16 protein-coding genes are annotated in these 16,983 nt (G+C 62.1%); 9 read left to right on the top strand and 7 right to left on the bottom strand.

Annotated features, from left to right (window positions below; all coding sequences use genetic code 11):
- The first annotated feature begins 380 nt into the window (after positions 1-380).
- Positions 381-1,031, top strand: coding sequence for an arylformamidase (gene kynB / locus ACS5Q8_RS24360; RefSeq protein ID WP_247403642.1), 651 nt, complete (start codon positions 381-383; stop codon positions 1,029-1,031).
- Entirely contained in the window at positions 1,028-1,885 is an 858-nt protein-coding gene (gene kynA / locus ACS5Q8_RS24355; RefSeq protein WP_247403640.1) for a tryptophan 2,3-dioxygenase, read from the top strand. The genes kynB and kynA overlap by 4 nt, the downstream gene beginning before the upstream one ends.
- Before the next feature lie 144 nt (positions 1,886-2,029).
- On the opposite strand, the gene ACS5Q8_RS24350 is transcribed toward kynA, so the two are convergent.
- From ACS5Q8_RS24350 to antA, 4 genes are all read right to left on the bottom strand, one after another.
- Positions 2,030-3,430: an amino acid permease gene (locus ACS5Q8_RS24350; protein ID WP_443693832.1), complete on the bottom strand. Its 1,401-nt coding sequence runs from the start codon at positions 3,428-3,430 to the stop codon at positions 2,030-2,032.
- Between the two features lie 73 nt (positions 3,431-3,503).
- Entirely contained in the window at positions 3,504-4,511 is a 1,008-nt protein-coding gene (gene antC / locus ACS5Q8_RS24345) for an anthranilate 1,2-dioxygenase electron transfer component AntC (RefSeq protein WP_465159505.1), read from the bottom strand.
- 151 nt (positions 4,512-4,662) lie between these two features.
- Positions 4,663-5,154, bottom strand: coding sequence for an anthranilate 1,2-dioxygenase small subunit (gene antB, locus ACS5Q8_RS24340; protein WP_247403632.1), 492 nt, complete (start codon positions 5,152-5,154; stop codon positions 4,663-4,665).
- Positions 5,154-6,545: an anthranilate 1,2-dioxygenase large subunit gene (antA, locus tag ACS5Q8_RS24335; protein ID WP_465159504.1), complete on the bottom strand. Its 1,392-nt coding sequence runs from the start codon at positions 6,543-6,545 to the stop codon at positions 5,154-5,156. Before antA ends, antB begins: the two co-directional genes overlap by 1 nt.
- A gap of 312 nt (positions 6,546-6,857) precedes the next feature.
- Between antA and ACS5Q8_RS24330 the strand changes: the two genes are divergently transcribed.
- On the top strand, positions 6,858-7,850 hold the full coding sequence (locus tag ACS5Q8_RS24330) for an AraC family transcriptional regulator (protein ID WP_247403627.1): 993 nt from the start codon (positions 6,858-6,860) through the stop codon (positions 7,848-7,850).
- A 148-nt stretch (positions 7,851-7,998) separates the two neighbouring features.
- On the opposite strand, the gene ACS5Q8_RS24325 is transcribed toward ACS5Q8_RS24330, so the two are convergent.
- On the bottom strand, positions 7,999-8,874 hold the full coding sequence (locus ACS5Q8_RS24325) for a LysR family transcriptional regulator (protein ID WP_426100232.1): 876 nt from the start codon (positions 8,872-8,874) through the stop codon (positions 7,999-8,001).
- 114 nt (positions 8,875-8,988) lie between these two features.
- Here ACS5Q8_RS24325 and ACS5Q8_RS24320 point away from each other — a divergent pair, with 114 nt between their 5' ends.
- From ACS5Q8_RS24320 to catA, 3 genes are read left to right on the top strand one after another with little or no spacing between them, the layout of a single operon-like run.
- Positions 8,989-10,116, top strand: coding sequence for a muconate cycloisomerase family protein (locus ACS5Q8_RS24320; protein ID WP_465159503.1), 1,128 nt, complete (start codon positions 8,989-8,991; stop codon positions 10,114-10,116).
- A gap of 12 nt (positions 10,117-10,128) precedes the next feature.
- A complete protein-coding gene (catC, locus tag ACS5Q8_RS24315; RefSeq protein WP_247400137.1) occupies positions 10,129-10,419 on the top strand; it encodes a muconolactone Delta-isomerase in 291 nt (96 codons plus the stop codon).
- A gap of 41 nt (positions 10,420-10,460) precedes the next feature.
- A complete protein-coding gene (gene catA / locus ACS5Q8_RS24310) occupies positions 10,461-11,390 on the top strand; it encodes a catechol 1,2-dioxygenase (protein WP_247400147.1) in 930 nt (309 codons plus the stop codon).
- 130 nt (positions 11,391-11,520) lie between these two features.
- Here catA and ACS5Q8_RS24305 read toward each other — a convergent pair whose 3' ends face one another.
- Positions 11,521-11,994: an Lrp/AsnC family transcriptional regulator gene (locus tag ACS5Q8_RS24305; protein ID WP_247400149.1), complete on the bottom strand. Its 474-nt coding sequence runs from the start codon at positions 11,992-11,994 to the stop codon at positions 11,521-11,523.
- 144 nt (positions 11,995-12,138) lie between these two features.
- On the opposite strand from ACS5Q8_RS24305, the gene kynU reads away from it, so the two are divergent.
- Positions 12,139-13,389, top strand: a complete 1,251-nt coding sequence (kynU, locus tag ACS5Q8_RS24300; protein ID WP_443693843.1) for a kynureninase — start codon at positions 12,139-12,141, stop codon at positions 13,387-13,389.
- A 295-nt stretch (positions 13,390-13,684) separates the two neighbouring features.
- Positions 13,685-15,091 (top strand): amino acid permease, encoded by a 1,407-nt coding sequence (locus tag ACS5Q8_RS24295; protein ID WP_465159502.1) that lies wholly within the window; start codon positions 13,685-13,687, stop codon positions 15,089-15,091.
- Here ACS5Q8_RS24295 and ACS5Q8_RS24290 read toward each other — a convergent pair.
- Positions 15,037-15,933 carry a LysR substrate-binding domain-containing protein gene (locus ACS5Q8_RS24290; RefSeq protein ID WP_465159501.1) on the bottom strand — a complete coding sequence of 299 codons (897 nt, stop codon included), beginning with the start codon at positions 15,931-15,933 and terminating at the stop codon, positions 15,037-15,039. The genes ACS5Q8_RS24295 and ACS5Q8_RS24290 overlap by 55 nt on opposite strands.
- Before the next feature lie 184 nt (positions 15,934-16,117).
- On the opposite strand from ACS5Q8_RS24290, the gene ACS5Q8_RS24285 reads away from it, so the two are divergent.
- The gene (locus ACS5Q8_RS24285; RefSeq protein WP_276194861.1) at positions 16,118-16,882 is read left to right on the top strand and encodes a sulfite exporter TauE/SafE family protein; all 765 of its coding nucleotides are present in this window, start codon (positions 16,118-16,120) and stop codon (positions 16,880-16,882) included.
- Positions 16,883-16,983 lie beyond the last annotated feature (101 nt).

Genomic DNA, 16,983 nt, shown 5'->3' with positions numbered 1-16,983 from the left:
ACGAGAGTCGAACCCTATAGCGTCGCAGGCAGGGTCAATGGTCTGAACTCGACATCGGGATGCCCAGAAGCGCAGGCGAATACCACTCCTCGGGCCATGTGGAGTCAATGTGGGAGGGGCGGTGCGACGATTCGACTTGCCCCCGATGGCTGCGGATCAGCCAGCACATGTGTCAACTGACACACTGCTATCGGGGGCAAGCCCCCTCCCACATTGGGCTCGGGTGCACGCTTCAGCGTAGTTCGACGATATTTCTGAGCGTCAATGAGTCACTTCTTCGCAGTAAGTGCGAAAGATTCCCCGCTTGGCGCAGGAATTCGCAAGAAAATTCACAGCTGGCCCTCGTATCATTCACATCAGTCACGACCGAGAGCCTTGATATGAACCCAATAAAAACGTGGTGGGACATCAGCCCGCCCTTGAGTACGGCGACCCCGACCTGGCCGGGGGATACACCGTTCCAGGAAGAGCGCGTGTGGCAGTTCGGCCCGGAGTGCCCGGTGAATGTCGGGCGCATTACCTTGTCGCCGCACACCGGCGCCCATGTGGATGCGCCACTGCACTACAGCGCGGACGGCGCGCCGATTGGCGAGGTGTCGTTGGACGTGTACATGGGCCCGTGCCGCGTGTTGCATTGCCTGGACAGCGGCGCACTGGTGCAGCCGCAGCAGTTGGACGGGCGTGTGGATAACGTGCCGGAGCGCGTGTTGCTGCGCACTTATCCACAAGCGCCGCTGACTGAATGGGATGCGCACTTCACCGCCATCGCCCCGCAGACCATCGAGCTGCTCGCCAGCCTGGGCGTGCGCCTGATCGGTATCGACACGCCGTCCCTGGACCCGCAGCAGTCCAAGACCATGGATTCTCACAACGCCGTGGCCCGTCATGGCATGGCGATTCTCGAAGGCATCGTGCTCGATGACGTACCGGAGGGCGACTATGAACTGATCGCGCTGCCGCTGCGGTTTGCCCACCTCGACGCCAGCCCGGTCCGCGCAATCCTGCGCCCGCTTGTGGAGCCCGCACGATGAGCCAATGTCCCTTCTCAGAGGATTACCAACCGCCGGAAGAATGGCATAACGCCGAGCTGAATTTTTCCGAGTCCATGAGCTACGGCGACTACCTGGACCTGGGAAAAATCCTCAGCGCCCAGCACCCGCTGTCGCCGGACCACAACGAAATGCTCTTCATCATCCAGCACCAGACCTCCGAGCTGTGGATGAAACTGATGCTCCACGAACTCAAGGCCGCCCGTGAACACCTGCGCCTGGGCGAGCTGCCGCCGGCGTTCAAGATGCTAGCGCGGGTGTCGCGGATCTTCGATCAACTGGTACACGCCTGGGCGGTGCTGGCGACCATGACCCCGTCGGAGTACAAGGCGATTCGCCCGTTCCTCGGCCAGTCGTCGGGGTTCCAGTCGTTCCAGTACCGTGAGATCGAATTCATCCTCGGCAACAAAAGCCCGGCGCTGTTGCGGCCTCACGCCCATCGCCCGCAATTGTTGCAAGAACTGCAGGTGGCAATCGCCACGCCGTCGCTGTACGACGAGGCGATCAACCTGATGGCCAAGGCCGGCTTGGCGATCGACCCGCAACGCGCCGAACGCGACCCGACGGCGGCGACGGTTCACGATGCGTCCGTGGAAGCGGCGTGGCGCGAGGTCTACCGCGACCCGAGCCGTTATTGGGACCTGTACCAGTTGGCCGAAAAGTTTATCGACCTGGAAGACTCCTTCCGCCAATGGCGCTTTCGCCATGTGACCACGGTGGAGCGGATCATCGGCTTCCAGCCCGGCACCGGCGGCACCGAGGGCGTGGGTTACCTGCGCAAGATGCTCGACACGGTGCTGTTCCCCGAGCTGTGGCGAGTGCGTTCCACGCTGTAAACAAAAAGCCCCGGATCACCGGGGCTTTTCATTTGGAATGCAATCAAAAATGTGGGAGGGGGCTTGCTCCCGATAGCGGTGTGACAGCCAACACATCCACTGACTGACACACCGCCATCGGGAGCAAGCCCCCTCCCACCTAGGTTATTGCGTCACTGCCACTTTCGCGTTTTTGATCCGCAACCGGTAGGCAATGTAGATAACCCCCACCCAAACCGGCATCGCATACACCGAATCGCGAATGCCCGGGATCGCGAGCATTACGCTGATGATCATCAGCATGAACGCCAGGCACAGGTAGTTGCTGAACGGAAACCAGAAGGTCTTGAACGACGGCACCACGCCTTGCTCGCCCATGGCTTTGCGGAACTTGATGTGAGTCAGGCTGATCAGCGCCCAGTTGATCATCAACGAAGCGACCACCAGGGCGAACAGCAACTCCAGCGCACTGTGCGGCGCGACGTAGTTGACCACCACGCACAGCAGCGTCACCAGCGCCGAAATCGCCAGGGCGCGCAGCGGCACGCCTTGCTTGTTGAGCTTCATCAGCGCCTTCGGTGCATCACCTTGCTCGGCCAGGCCGAACAGCATGCGGCTGTTGCAGTACACGCCGCTGTTGTACACCGACAGCGCCGCGGTCAGCACCACGAAGTTGAGGATGTGCGCGGCGGTGTCGTTACCGATCAGCGAGAAGATCTGCACGAACGGGCTGCCGCTGTAGGCATCGCCCGACGCGCCGAGGGTTTGCAGCAGTTGATCCCACGGGTACAGCGACAGCAGCACGGTTAGCGCGCCGACGTAGAAAATCAGGATGCGGTACACCACCTGGTTGATCGCTTTCGGGATCACTTTGCGCGGCTCGCTGGCCTCGGCGGCGGTGATGCCCACCAGCTCCAGGCCACCGAACGAGAACATGATGAACGCCATCGACATCAACAGCCCCATGCCGCCATTCGGGAAGAAACCGCCGTGGCTCCACAGGTTGCTGATCGACGCTTGCGGGCCGCCGGTGCCGCTGAACAGCAGGTAGCAGCCGAGCACGATCATGCCGACAATCGCCACCACCTTGATGATCGCGAACCAGAACTCGGTCTCACCGAAGAACTTCACGTTCAGGGTGTTGATCAGGTTCACCGCGACAAAGAACACCAGCGCGCTGACCCAGGTCGGAATTTCCGGCCACCAGAACTGGATGTACTTGCCCACGGCCGTCAGCTCGGCCATACCCACCAGCACGTAGAGCACCCAGTAGTTCCAGCCCGCCAGGAAGCCCGCGTAACCGCCCCAGTATTTGTGCGCAAAGTGGCTGAACGAACCGGCTACCGGCTCCTCGACGATCATCTCGCCGAGCTGGCGCATGATCAGGAACGCGATAAAACCGGCAATCGCATAACCGAGGATCATCGACGGCCCCGCCGACTTGAGCACCCCGGCCGAACCGAGGAACAGCCCCGTACCGATCGCGCCGCCCAAGGCAATCAGCTGAATATGCCGGTTCTTCAGGCCACGCTTGAGGCCTACCGGGTTAACCATGTCATCCGCCATTAACATTCCCTTCTACTTGTTTTTCTCGGGGTTGATTGCACGCCGCGCCCAACCCCTCAGACGTGCTGAGGGGTCAGATATTACTCTGCGTGAACTTTTCGTAATACAGCTGAACGCCATCAAGTGCCTGATCCGCCAGCCATTGCTGGATGGACTCGACCATCGGAGGGGGCCCGCACACGTACATATCGGCCGAACTGTCCCGCCATTCGGCCAGGTTGAAATGCTCGGTGAGGTAGCCGCGCTTGCCGGGCCATGCGGGCGGCGGGTCGCTCAGTACTTCGGTGTAGCGAAAGTCCGCGAGCGCGGACGCATAACCCTCGATGCGCGCCGCTTCGCACAGGTCCTGCGCGCTACGCACGCCGTAGTACAGGTGTACCGGCCGCTCGCAGGCGTTGGCCGCCAGTTCATCGAGCATGCCCAGCAGCGCCGACAACCCAGTACCGCCGGCGACCAGCACCAGCGGCCGGCTGACATGGCGCAAGTAGAACGCCCCCAGCGGCGCCTCCATCAGCAACTGATCGCCGATCTGGCAACGTTCGCGCAGGTAGTTGCTCATCACCCCGTCGGGCAGCAGGCGGATCAGAAACCGCAGCTGATTGCCCGGCCGGTTGGCGAAGGAATACGAGCGCCAACTGTCGGTGCCCGGAACCGCCAGGCGGGCGTATTGGCCCGGCAGAAAGTCCAGCGCCTGTTCCAGTTGCACCTGCAGGATCGCCGTGCTGGTCGAGACCTGCCGCACCTCGCTCACCGTGCCGCGCACCTGCACCGGCCCCGGTGCGTTGCACAGGCTGGAATCGAAGTCGAAGTAGAACGTCGCATCCGACTTCACCCGGGTCTGGCAACTGAGCATCTTGCGTTGTTGCAGGTCGAGGCTGGAGAGGGCGTCCTCGTCCACATAGTCCTGGCTGTATTCGCCGCTCTCGCAGCGGCCCTGACAGGTACCACACACGCCTTCGCGGCAATCCAGCGGAATCTTGATGCCATTGCGCAGGGCCGCATCCAGCAGGATTTCATGCGCGCCCACCGGGAAAAACAGGGTCTTGCCGTCGGCAAAACTGAAGGCCACTTTGTGATTCATCCCCAGTACTCCGTGGGTTCATGTGTGAACCCCTGTAGGAGCGAGCTTGCTCGCGAAAAACTCAAGGACGCCGCGTACATTCAGGATGCCCGCGTCATCGTTGACGTCCTTCGCGAGCAAGCTCGCTCCTACAAGGGGGCGTTCGCCAGCGTTACAGGTGATAGAAATCCAGCACCGAGTTGATGGTGTCGTTGAGCAACAACGCGTGCTTGCGGGTGATCAGCCAACTGTCGCCATGGGGCTTGAGGCGATAGGTCGCGTGGCCGTAGAACTGCTCCGACGTGGCCAGGCGATAGAACAGCGTGTGCCAGTTCAAGCGCACCTCCAGCGTGCCGTCCGCCTGCTCGGCAATGCGCACGTTGTGGATCAGGTGCAAGGTGCGCGGCATCGGCGTGGCCGACGCCGCCTTGCCGGTGCGCAGGCGGAACACGCGGTCTTCCAGGCCCGTGCGGTTGGCGTAATAGATCAGCGACATTTCGCGCTTGGGGTCGCGGGTGTAGACGTGTTCGGAGTCCCATTGCGGCAGGTGGAACTCGCTCTGCGGGTCGAACAACTGCACGTAGGCGTCCCAGTCCTGGGCGTCGCACAGCTCGGATTTGCGATAGAAAAACTGCTCGATCCGGTACTGCAATGGCGCATTCATCATTCCACCTCCCGCAGCTTCAGCGCGCGTTGGTCGAGGCCGTTGAGCAGGAACTGCTGCCAGTTGCGGTGCTGGTTGACGTACAGGCCTTCGTGGGTGAATTCGGTGCCGGTCATGGCGGGCTGGATGCCGAGGGCTTCGCTGTTCGGCGTCGGCCCGGTGGCCCAGCGGTGGCTGCCGCGTGAGATATCGCTCCAGCGCTCCAGGCGGCCCTGGAATCCGCGCTGGGCTTCGCGAAACTCGACCAGATCGTCCGGCGTGCCCATGCCCGAGACGTTGAAAAAGTCCTCGAACTGGCGGATGCGGTTTTCCCGGTCGGCGTCGGACTCATGTTTCACCCCCAGGCACTGGCTGATGATCTCGGTCTTGTTCCACGCCAACGGGCGGATGATGCGCAACTGCGAGCTGATCTGGTCGAGGAAGAACAGGCTCGGGTAGATGTTCAGGTTGCGCAGGCGGTGCATCATCCACTCGGCTTTTGGCTGGCCGTGTTCTGCCACCAGACGCGGCATGATGGTGGCGTAGCCGGAGCGCACCGTGGGGTTGGGCATGTCGCTGAACAACAGGCTGTGGCCATTGTTGAAGGCGAACCAGCCGTCGTCGGTATTCGCGTCGCCGGCGCCGAGTTTGCTGTAGTCCAGCGTCGTGCTGGCCGCAGTGCCATTCGCGGTATTGACCTGCTGGCGGTGCTGCACCGTGGCCACGTAGTTGTAGTGGACGGTGCTGACGTGATAACCGTCCAGGCCGTTTTCGTTCTGCAGCTTCCAGTTGCCGTCGTAGGTGTACGCGGACTTGCCCGGCAGCACCTCCAGCTCACCGGTGGCGGACTGGGTGACCATCATGTCGAAGAACACTTTGGCGTCGCCGAGGAAGTCTTCCAGGCTGTCGGTGCCGTTCACGTCCAGGCTGATGAACACAAAGCCCTTGTAGCTGTCGATGCGTGCTTTTTTCAGGCCGCGCGTGGCCTTGTCGAAACCTTCCGGGTATTCCCCCGGTGCCTTGACCTTCACCAGCCGGCCGTCGCTCTTGTAGCACCAGGCGTGGAACGGGCAGGTGAAGGTCGACTGGTTGCCCTTGCCGACGCGGGTGAGGGTGGTGCCGCGATGCTGGCAGGCGTTGACCAGCGCGTTGAGGTGGCCGTCGCCGTCGCGGGTGATGATCATCGGCTGGCGCCCGGCGCGCATCGTCACGAAATCGTGGTTATTCGCCAGTTCGCTTTCGTGGCAGGCGTAGATCCAGTTTTTCTCGAAGATCAGTTCCATCTCCAGGTCGAACAGTTGCGGCTCGGTGAACATGTCGCGGGCGATGCGGAACACTTCATCGGCGGGGCGAAAATCCAGGCAGCTGTCGATGAAGCTTTTCCATTGCTCGACGCTTCTTGCACCACTCATGGGACGCACCTTTTGATAATGGCTGAACGGGTAAGCCATTTAGAGGCTGCACCGAGGCGGCGGGCTATCCGCTTAATGGGCGAAGGCGGGCCGGATAGTTGGGCAGCAAATACCCACGCCGGTGCAGGGCGGTGACGCGATGCGCTACTGTCATGCAGGGCGGTGCGCGCAGAAGTCGGTGGTTTATCCACATAGTCGAGCGTTGCTATCCACCCAGCAGCGAGACCGCCGCCGTGGCGCAGAACTTGCTGTCGATCTGTCACGACGCGCCGCCAGAGCGCGCAACCGCCTAACCGCCGTGGGTGCAGCCTGATGAGTAGCCATACACGCGATATCCGTATCGAACGCTTCGACCTGGAGGGCGCCCGCAGCTGGATGTCCGGCATCTGCGGGCCGCACCGCCTGGAGACGGCCACGCCCGAGCGCCTGCGTTTCCATCACAGCGCCAACGTGTTCAAGTCCCGCGCCACCACCCTGGGCGTGATCGAATACGGCACCGACGTGACCATCGACATCGAGGACGCCGAGCACTTCAGCAGCTACAGCCTGAGCCTGCCGCTGGTGGGCGAGCAGGAGTTGAGCAAGAACGGCGAGCGCCTGAGTTCCAACCGCGATCAAGGCGTGATCATCTCGCCCAATGAGCACCAGGTGCTGGCGATTTCCGGCGATTGCCGCAAGTTGCAGGTGGTGATTACCCGCGCGGCGATGAACGAGTCGCTGGAAGGGCTGCTGCAACGGCCGATTGAGGCGCCGCTGCGTTTCGAGTCGGTAATGGATGCGGTGGACGGTGCCCCGGCCTCGTGGTGGCGCATGGCGCGTTATTTCATCGCGGAGCTTGCGCGCAGCAGCGAGTTGTACGAGCAGGCGGCGTTTACCCGCGACCTGGAAAGCTCGCTGATCAAGGGCCTGATCCTCGCCCAGCCGAATAACTATTCAGAGGAACTGCGCGACGTACTCGGCGTGAAACTGCCGCACTACTTGATCCGCGCCCGCCAATACATTCACGACAACGCCCGCGAAGCGGTGCATCTGGAAGATCTGGAAGCCGCCGCCGGGGTCTCGCGGTTCAAGCTGTTCGATGCGTTTCGCAAATACTTCGCGCTGTCGCCGATGGCTTACCTGAAAAAGTATCGGCTAGGGGCGGTGCGCCAGGAGATCCTCGAACACGGCTCCACCCGTACCATCTCCGAGATTGCCCTGGGCTGGGGGTTTACGCACCTGGGGCGGTTCTCGGCGGAGTATCGCAAGCTGTTCGATGAGTCGCCGAGCCAAACTCTACAGCGCAACCGCCTGCGCACGGTCTAAAAAACACCGCAGATCAACTGTGGGAGGGGCGGTGCGACGGTTCGACTTGCCCCCGATAGCAGTGGAACAGCCAACTTATGCATCGACTGACACACTGCCATCGGGGGCAAGCCCCCTCCCACATTTGATCTCCAGTGCCTGGGAGATTTCAGATCAGTTCTTCAACCAACTGCAAACAATGACTCAGCCCCGGCGACTGATCATTCACCCGCCGGCTGAGAATAATCGGCGAGGTCGCGGTGGTTTCCACAATCGGCGTGTAGCCGATGTCCGCCCGATGCAGCACCTGCACCGATGCCGGCACCAGCGTCACGCCCATGCCCGCGCCGACCAGGCCGATGGCGGTCTGCAATTCGTTGGTCCATTGCACCACCTTGAGGCTCAAGCCGTGGGCGTCGAACAGCGCGATCACATGGTCGGCATAGCTGGGCCGTGGGTTGCCGGGGTAGAGCACGCACGGCTCGGCAGCCAGTTGGGCGAGGGTGGCGGGCGCGTCCAGCAAGGGGTGACCGGCGGGCAGCACCGCGACCAGGCGGTCCTCCACCAGCACGCGCTGGACGATAGCCGGGTCATCGATGCGAATCCGCCCGAAGCCCACATCAATGCGCCCAGCCTTGAGCGCTTCGACCTGCTGCAAGGTGGTCATTTCCGACAGCCCCAGCTCCAGCTCCAGCGCTTCATGGTTGCGCAGCCGCCGAATCAGCTCGGGCAGCACGCCATACAAGGTCGACGGCGCAAAGCCGATGCCCAGCCAGGTCTTCTCGCCCTGGCCAATACGCCGGGTGGTGTCGCAGACCTTGCCCAACTGCTCCAGCAGCACGTTGGCGTGCTCATAGAAAAACCGTCCGGCCTCGGTCAGCCGCAGCGGGCGGCCGCGCTCCAGCAGTATCACGCCCAATTCATCCTCCAATTGCTGGATCTGCCGGCTCAACGGCGGCTGGGCGATGTGCAGGCGTTCGGCGGCGCGGGTGAAGTTGAGGGTTTCGCCCAGCACCTGGAAATAGCGCAGATGTCGCAGTTCCATGACAGCTCCTTTGATACCTTGAAGGTATTGTGCGAGACCAATTCTATATTGGAACCCTGGAAAAATGCGGCACAGAATCGGCTCAAATCTATAAAGAACCCAACGGGTATAGCCATGCCGATTTGTGCCATCGAGTCGATCGAGACCATCATCGTCGACCTCCCCACCCTCCGCCCGCACAAGCTGGCGATGCACACGATGCAAAACCAGACCCTGGTGATCATCCGCCTGCGCTGCGCCGACGGCATTGAAGGCATCGGCGAAGCCACCACCATCGGCGGCCTGAGCTACGGCAACGAAAGCCCCGACAGCATCAAAATCAACATCGACCGCCACTTCGCCCCGCTGCTGATCGGCCAGGACGCGAACAACATCAATGCCGCCATGTTGCGCCTGGCGCGCAGCATTCGCGGCAACACCTTTGCCAAGTCCGGTATCGAAAGCGCCTTGCTCGATGCGCTGGGCAAACGCCTGAACCTGCCGGTCAGCGAACTGCTCGGCGGCCGCGTGCGCGACGCGTTGCCGGTGGCCTGGACCCTGGCCAGCGGCAACACCGAAAAGGACATTGCCGAAGCCGAGAAGATGCTCGACCTGCGCCGTCACCGCGTCTTCAAATTGAAGATCGGTGCCGGTGAGGTCAGTGCCGACCTGGCCCATGTGATCGCGATCAAAAAAGCCCTGGGCGAGCGCGCCAGCGTGCGCGTCGACGTCAACCAGGCCTGGGATGAAGCCGTCGCCCTGCGCGCCTGCAAGGCGCTCGGCGACAACGCTATCGACCTGATCGAACAGCCGATCTCGCGCAACAACCGTGGTGGCATGGCCCGGCTTAACCGGTCGAGCCCGGCGCCGATCATGGCCGACGAATCCATCGAATGTGTCGAGGACGCCTTCAACCTGGCCCGCGAAGGCGCGGCTTCGGTGTTTGCCCTCAAGATCGCCAAGAACGGTGGCCCGCGCGCGGTGTTGCGCACCGCCGCGATTGCCGAAGCGGCCGGGATTGGTCTGTACGGCGGCACCATGCTCGAAGGCGGCATCGGCACCCTGGCCTCGGCCCATGCGTTCCTCACCCTGGACACCCTGACGTGGGGCACCGAGCTGTTCGGCCCGCTGCTGCTCACCGAAGACATCCTCACCGAGCCGCTGGTGTACCGCGATTTCCACCTGCATGTCGGCACCGCACCGGGCCTGGGCCTGACCATCGATGAAGAGCGTCTGGCGTTCTTCCGGCGTGACAACCACTAAGAGGCGCCTGCCATGTTGTTCCACGTAAAAATGAGCGTACACCTGCCCGTCGACATGAACCCCGAACGCGCCGCCAACCTCAAGGCCGAAGAAAAAGCCCTGGCGCAGCGCCTGCAGCAAGAGGGCAAATGGCGCCACCTGTGGCGCATCGCCGGGCTCTACGCCAACTACAGCGTGTTCGATGTCGACAGCGTGCAGGAACTGCACGACCTGCTGATGCAACTGCCGCTTTATCCCTACATGGCCATCGAAGTGAATGCGCTGTGCAGGCACCCGTCGTCGATCCACGCGGATGACCGCTGAGCCTGTTTTATCCCGAATAATTACAAGATGAGGATTGCACCATGTCCATCCGACTGTCCCAGACTGCCCACGCCCAACAGTTTCTCGAAGAAGCCAGCGGCAACCGCAGCGAAAGCGGCAACCCGCGCACCAAGACGCTGATCTACCGAATCCTGCGGGACACGGTGAACATCATCGAAGACCTGGAAGTCACCCCCGAAGAATTCTGGGCGGCGGTCAACTACCTCAACGAATTGGGTAAACACCAGGAAGCCGGTTTGCTCGCCGCCGGGCTCGGCCTGGAGCATTACCTGGATTTGCTGATGGACGCCGCCGACGAAGAAGCCGGCAAAACCGGCGGCACGCCGCGCACCATCGAAGGCCCGCTGTATGTGGCGGGGGCGCCGTTGTCGAAATACGAAGCGCGCCTGGATGACGGCCAGGACCCGGGCGTGCCGCTGTTCATGCGCGGGCAGGTGCGGGACACGCAGGGCAAACCGGTGGCCGGGGCGATTGTCGATGTGTGGCAGGCCAATACCGGCGGCACTTACTCCTGGTTCGACACCGCGCAGTCGGAGTTCAACCTGCGCCGCCGCATCGAGACCGATGCCCAGGGTAACTTCCGTTTTCGCAGCATCGTGCCGTCCGGCTATGGCTGCCCGCCGACCGGGCCGACCCAGCAGTTGCTCGATCAACTCGGACGCCACGGGCAGCGCCCGGCGCATATTCACTTCTTCATCTCGGCGCCGGGGCATCGGCACCTGACCACGCAGATCAACCTGTCAGACGACCCGTACCTGCACGATGATTTTGCCTACGCGACGCGGGATGAATTGATTGCCGAAATTCGCTTCAGTGACGATCAGCAATTGGCGCGGGAGTTGGGTGTGGACGGGCGTTTTGCGCAGATTGATTTTGACTTTGAGGTGCAGCTCGCCGCTGCGCCGGTAGAGCAAAAGCGCATGCAGCGGGTGCGTGCATTGGAAGATTGATCAGCACGGTCAAAAAATGTGGGAGGGGGCTTGCTCCCGATGGCGATGGATCAGCTTGCGAATCCGGCGACTGACACACCGCTATCGGGAGCAAGCCCCCTCCCACATTTTTTGACCGATGGTGCTGCGGCTATTTGCGCAGCACCAGATCCAACACCTCGTCGCGATCCTTGATCTTCTGCAACACAATCTCCGAACGGATATCCATCACCCCCGCCGTGCGGTTCAGGTGGTTCACGATAAAGTCCGAAAAGTGCTTGAGGTTGCGCGCCTGCACCCGCAGCACATAGTTGCTGGCGCCGGTAATCACGTAGGCGCTGGCCACTTCCGGCCAGCCTTGCACCTTCTGGATAAACGTCTCATGCCAATCCTCCACGTCCTGGCGCAATGACAGGTGGACGATGGCTTCCAGCTCGATCCCCAACTGCTCGGCATTCAACACTGCGCGATAGCCGCTGATGATCCCTTCGCTTTCCAGCAGGCGCAGACGGCGCAGGCAGGCGGAGGGCGACAGCGCGACTTTTTCCGCGAGTTCCTGGTTGCTGATACGGCCGTCCTGTTGCAGGAAATGCAGGAGGCGCAGGTCGGTGGCGTCGAGAATCATACTTAGAATAAATCCGCGTTTTTTCGGTTGAACTTCGAATTTCCTACAGCTTAATTAGCCTGTTGCCCACCACTTTGCACGAAAATTCTCTAAAACCTCGTTCATTATTTGCTGCATATTCCTTTATAAAAATCAGGACAGCCCATGATCACTCGAAGCCATTGCCAAGCCCTTGACGACCAGGACCGGTTGGCGCCGCTGCGTCACCAGTTCGCCTTGCCGCAGGGGGTGATCTACCTCGACGGCAACTCCCTCGGTGCGCGTCCGGTGGCAGCGCTTGCGCGGGCGCAGCAGGTGATCGCCGAGGAGTGGGGCAATGGCCTGATTCGCAGTTGGAACAGCGCGGGTTGGGCGGATTTGTCGCAGCGCCTGGGCAATCGCCTGGCGCCGTTGATCGGTGCGGGCGACGGCGAAGTGGTGATCACCGATACCACCTCGATCAACCTGTTCAAGGTGCTCAGCGCCGCCTTGAGCGTGCAGCGCCAACGCCAGCCGCAGCGCAAGGTGATCGTCAGTGAAGCGAGTAACTTCCCCACCGACCTGTACATTGCCGAAGGCCTCGCCGAGCTGCTGCAACAGGGCTATTCCCTGCGGCTGGTCAACAGCCCGGACGAACTGCCTCAGGCCATTGATCAGGATGTGGCGGTGGTGATGCTCACCCACGTCAACTACAAGACCGGCTACATGTATGACATGCAGGCGCTCACCGCATTGAGCCACGAGTGCGGCGCGCTGAGCCTCTGGGACCTGGCGCATTCGGCGGGCGCGGTGCCCATCGACCTGCATCGGGCCGGCGCCGATTACGCGATCGGCTGCACCTACAAATACCTCAACGGCGGCCCCGGCTCCCAGGCGTTCGTGTGGGTTAACCCCGCGCTGGTGGACGTGGTCCGCCAGCCGTTGTCGGGCTGGTTCGGGCATACCCGGCAGTTCGCCATGGAGTCGAGCTATGCGCCGAGTGCCGGCATCGCCCGTTACCTGTGCGGCACCCAGCCGATCACCTCGCTGGCCATGGTGGAATGCGGCCTGGAGATTTTCGAACAGACCGACATGGCCAGCCTGCGCCGTAAATCCCTGGCCCTGACCGACCTGTTCATCGCGTGCGTCGAAGCCCGTTGCGCCGCCCACGGCCTGGTGTTGATCACCCCGCGCGAGCACGCTAGACGCGGCAGCCATGTGAGCTTTGAGCACCCTGAAGGCTACGCGGTAATCCAGGCGCTGATTGCCCGTGGAGTGATCGGCGACTACCGCGAGCCGCGCATCATGCGCTTTGGTTTTACGCCGCTGTACACCAGTTTCAGCGAGGTATGGGACGCCGTGGAAATCCTCGGCGACATCCTCGACAACCACACGTGGGACCAACCGCAATTCAAGGTGCGCAACAGCGTCACCTGAACAAACACAGACAACAATGGAGGAGGGGGCTTGCTCCCGATAGAGCCGTATCAGCGTGCGAATCCGGCGACCGACACACCACCATCGGGGGCAAGCCCCCTCCCACACTGAGCCTGCGCCAGACACTCAATGAATGAACACCACAGACCCCTGTGGGAGGGGGCTTGCCCCCGATGGCGGCGGATCAGTCACCCATGCATCGACTGAAAGACTGCTATCACCAGCAAGCCCCCTGCCACAGGGAGTCTGTGGCAACAGACAAATCGTGCAATCACAACAATAAGGGGCACACCACGTGACCACGCCAAACGACGGCTTTGCAGAAATCACCCACCGTGAACTGGGCCTGAGGCGCCAGCTCACTTCCGGCCAGATGAGTATGATCGCCATCGGTGGCGCCATCGGCACCGGGCTGTTCATGGGCAGCGCCTATGCCATCGCCTATGCCGGGCCCAGCGTGCTGCTGAGTTACGCCATCGGTGCGTTGATCACCTTGCTGCTGATGGGCTGCCTGGCGGAGATGACGGTGGCCCATTCCACCTCCGGCTCCTTCGGTGCCTACGCCGAGTTCTACATCAGCCCGCTGGCCGGGTTCCTGGTGCGTTATGCCTATTGGGCGGCGATTGTGCTGGCGGTGGGCGCCGAGGTCACGGCGGTGGCGATGTACATGAAGTACTGGTTCGCCAACGTGCCGGAGTGGGTGTGGATCGTGTCGTTTTCCAGCGTGCTGATCCTGCTCAATGCCATCAGCGTGAAAACCTTCGGCAACTTCGAATACGGGTTCTCGACGATCAAGATCAGCGCCATCGTCGGCTTCATCCTCCTTGCGGTGTACGTGGTGTTCGGCTCCGGCAACCCGCAGTACGGCGTGCAGAACTACACGGCCCACGACGGCTTTTTCCCGCATGGCTTGAGCGGCATGTGGATCGCCGTGATCGTGTCGATCTTCAGCTACCTGAGCGTGGAGATGATCGCCGTGGCGGCCGGTGAAGCGGCTGACCCGGAGCAGGCGGTGAAGAAGGCTTTTCGCGCGACCATCGTGCGCCTGGTGGTGTTTTACCTGCTGACCCTGGCGCTGATGTTGGCCATCGTGCCGTGGAACCAGGCCGGGCAGACCCAGAGCCCGTTCGTCACGGTGATGCAGACCATCGGCATTCCCGGCGCCACCGGGGTGATGAATTTCGTGATTCTGATCGCGGCGCTGTCGGCGATGAACAGCCAGCTCTACATCACCACGCGCATGATGTTCAGCCTGTCCCGCGCCGGCTTTGCGCCCACGTCCATGGGCGCGTTGAGCAAGAGCGGCATCCCGCTGAACGCCTTGTTGTTGTCCAGTTCGGGCATCGCCCTGGCGACCTTGCTTAACGTGGTCTACCCGGAAAGCTCGTTCACACTGATGATGGCGATCTCGATGTTCGGCGCGATCTTCACTTGGTTCATGATCTTCCTGACGCACCTGTTCTTCCGCCGCTATCGCAAGCGTCATGGCGGGGCGAAGTTGTCGTTCCAACTGCGCCTGTTTCCCTACAGCACGCTGCTGGGCCTGGTGCTGATGGGCGCGGTGATGATCACCACGTATTTCACCGACGCGTTCAAGATGACCCTGGTGTTCGGCGTGCCGTTCCTGCTGATTCTATCGGCGGTGTATTACGGGTTTTTCCGCAAGGGCAGGGCCAAGGCGTCGAGCAAGGCCCTGGCATAACCCGGCAGTTGTTCGAACGAGCGTGCGCATAACAGCAACGTTCGACAGGCCCAATCTTCTCGCAACGGTTGGGCCTTGAAGCGCTGCTCCAACGGCCAACGCGCCAGTGCCGCCTGGGGCACGATCCCCAGGCCCGCGCCGCGTGCGACCATGCGCATCACCCCATCAAAGCCCTCGGCCCGGATGCGCGTTTGCAAGCGAAACCCCGCGTGCAACGCCTGTTCTTCCAGGTACACCGCCAACGCGCTGTGGGCGGCCAGGCCCACATAGTCGTAATGCAGGCTGTCGATAAAACTCACCGTACTTGCCGCCAACGGATGCTCCAACGGCATGATCAGCACCAGCGGATCGTCGCGAAACGCCAGGGTCTGCAAGCCGTGGGTGTCCACCGCGTCGGAGATGATCCCCAGGTCTGCGGTGCCCTGGCGCAAGGCCTGGGTGATGCGCAGGCTGGGCAGTTCCTGCAGGTCGATATCGAGGTTGGTGTGCTCGCGCAGAAAATCCGCCAGTAGTTCCGGCAGGTATTCGCTGAGGGCGGTGGTGTTGCACAGCAGGCGCACCTGGCCTTTGACGCCGTTGGCGTACTCCGCCAGGTCCTGTTGCAGGTGCTCGGCCTGTTGCAGCAACAGCCGGGCATGACGGGCCAGGGCGCGGCCAGCGGCCGTGGGCGTGACGCCACGGCGGCCGCGTTCGAGGCATTCGACGCCCAGCGCGGCTTCCATCGCGCGGATGCGCGCGCTGGCGGCGGCCAAGGACAAGTGGCTGCGGCTGGCGCCGGCGGTGATGTTGCCCGCGTCGAGGATGTGCAGGTAGAGGCGCAGGTCGATCAGGTCGAAGTGCATGGCTGGAAGATTTCCTTTCGCTGGACTGGCGCTATCGCGAGCAAGCCCGCTTCCACAGTTGGAATGCATTTCAACTGTGGGAGCGGGCTTGCTCGCGATGGCGGCATCAGCCTCACGCAAAACAAGAGGCTGCCTCAGTATATGGTGAATTTTCGCGCCCAGCGATAAGCCCCACACTCGGCCGATGACAACCTTCCTCGCGTTCTACCAAAACCTCGGCACCGCCCTGACCCTGCTGGTGATCGGCACCTTCCTGCTGGCTGGCACCGTCAAAGGCGTGATTGGCCTGGGCCTGCCCACCGTAGCCATGGGCATGCTCGGCCTGGCTATGTTGCCGGCGCAGGCTGCGGCGTTGCTGATCATCCCTTCGACGGTGACCAACCTTTGGCAACTGGCCTTCGGCGGCCACTTGAGCGCGTTGCTCAAACGCTTGTGGCCGCTGTTGCTGCTGATTTTCCTCGGCACCGGGTTGGGCTCGTTGTGGCTGGGAATGGGCGGTGGCGATTGGGTGGTGCGCGCGTTGGGCGCGGCGTTGCTGGTGTATGCGTTGAGTGGACTGTTGCTGCCCACATTCAGCGTAAAGCCCGCAACCGAGCGCTGGTTGGCGCCGGTGTGTGGGCTGGTCACCGGCCTGATCACCTCGGCCACCGGCGTCTTCGTGATTCCTGCGGTGCCGTACCTGCAAGCGTTGGGTTTGAGTCGCGATCAGTTGGTGCAGGCGCTGGGGTTGTCGTTCAGCGTGTCGACATTGGCGCTGGCCGCCGGGTTGGCCTGGCGTGGCAGCCTCGGCGGCGGCGAAATCAATGCCTCGCTCTTGGCGCTGGCGCCGGCCTTGCTGGGGATGTGGCTCGGGCAGGTATTGCGCCAACGGATCAGTGCCGGGTTGTTCAAACGGGTGTTTTTTATCGGCATGGCGCTGTTGGGCGCGCATCTGTTGATCAGTGGGTAAAGGCAATAATAGATTCGAATTCGTGATTTTTAGTCAAATGTATTTTGCCGCGCCAAGGCTTATTCCGCACAAGGCGCATCGATACCCTGCCTTCAGACATT

The sequence above is a fragment of the Pseudomonas sp. PAMC25584 genome, assembly GCF_058135675.1.
Note: the sequence above shows the minus strand (reverse complement) of the source record. Positions and strands in the feature narration are given on the sequence as shown.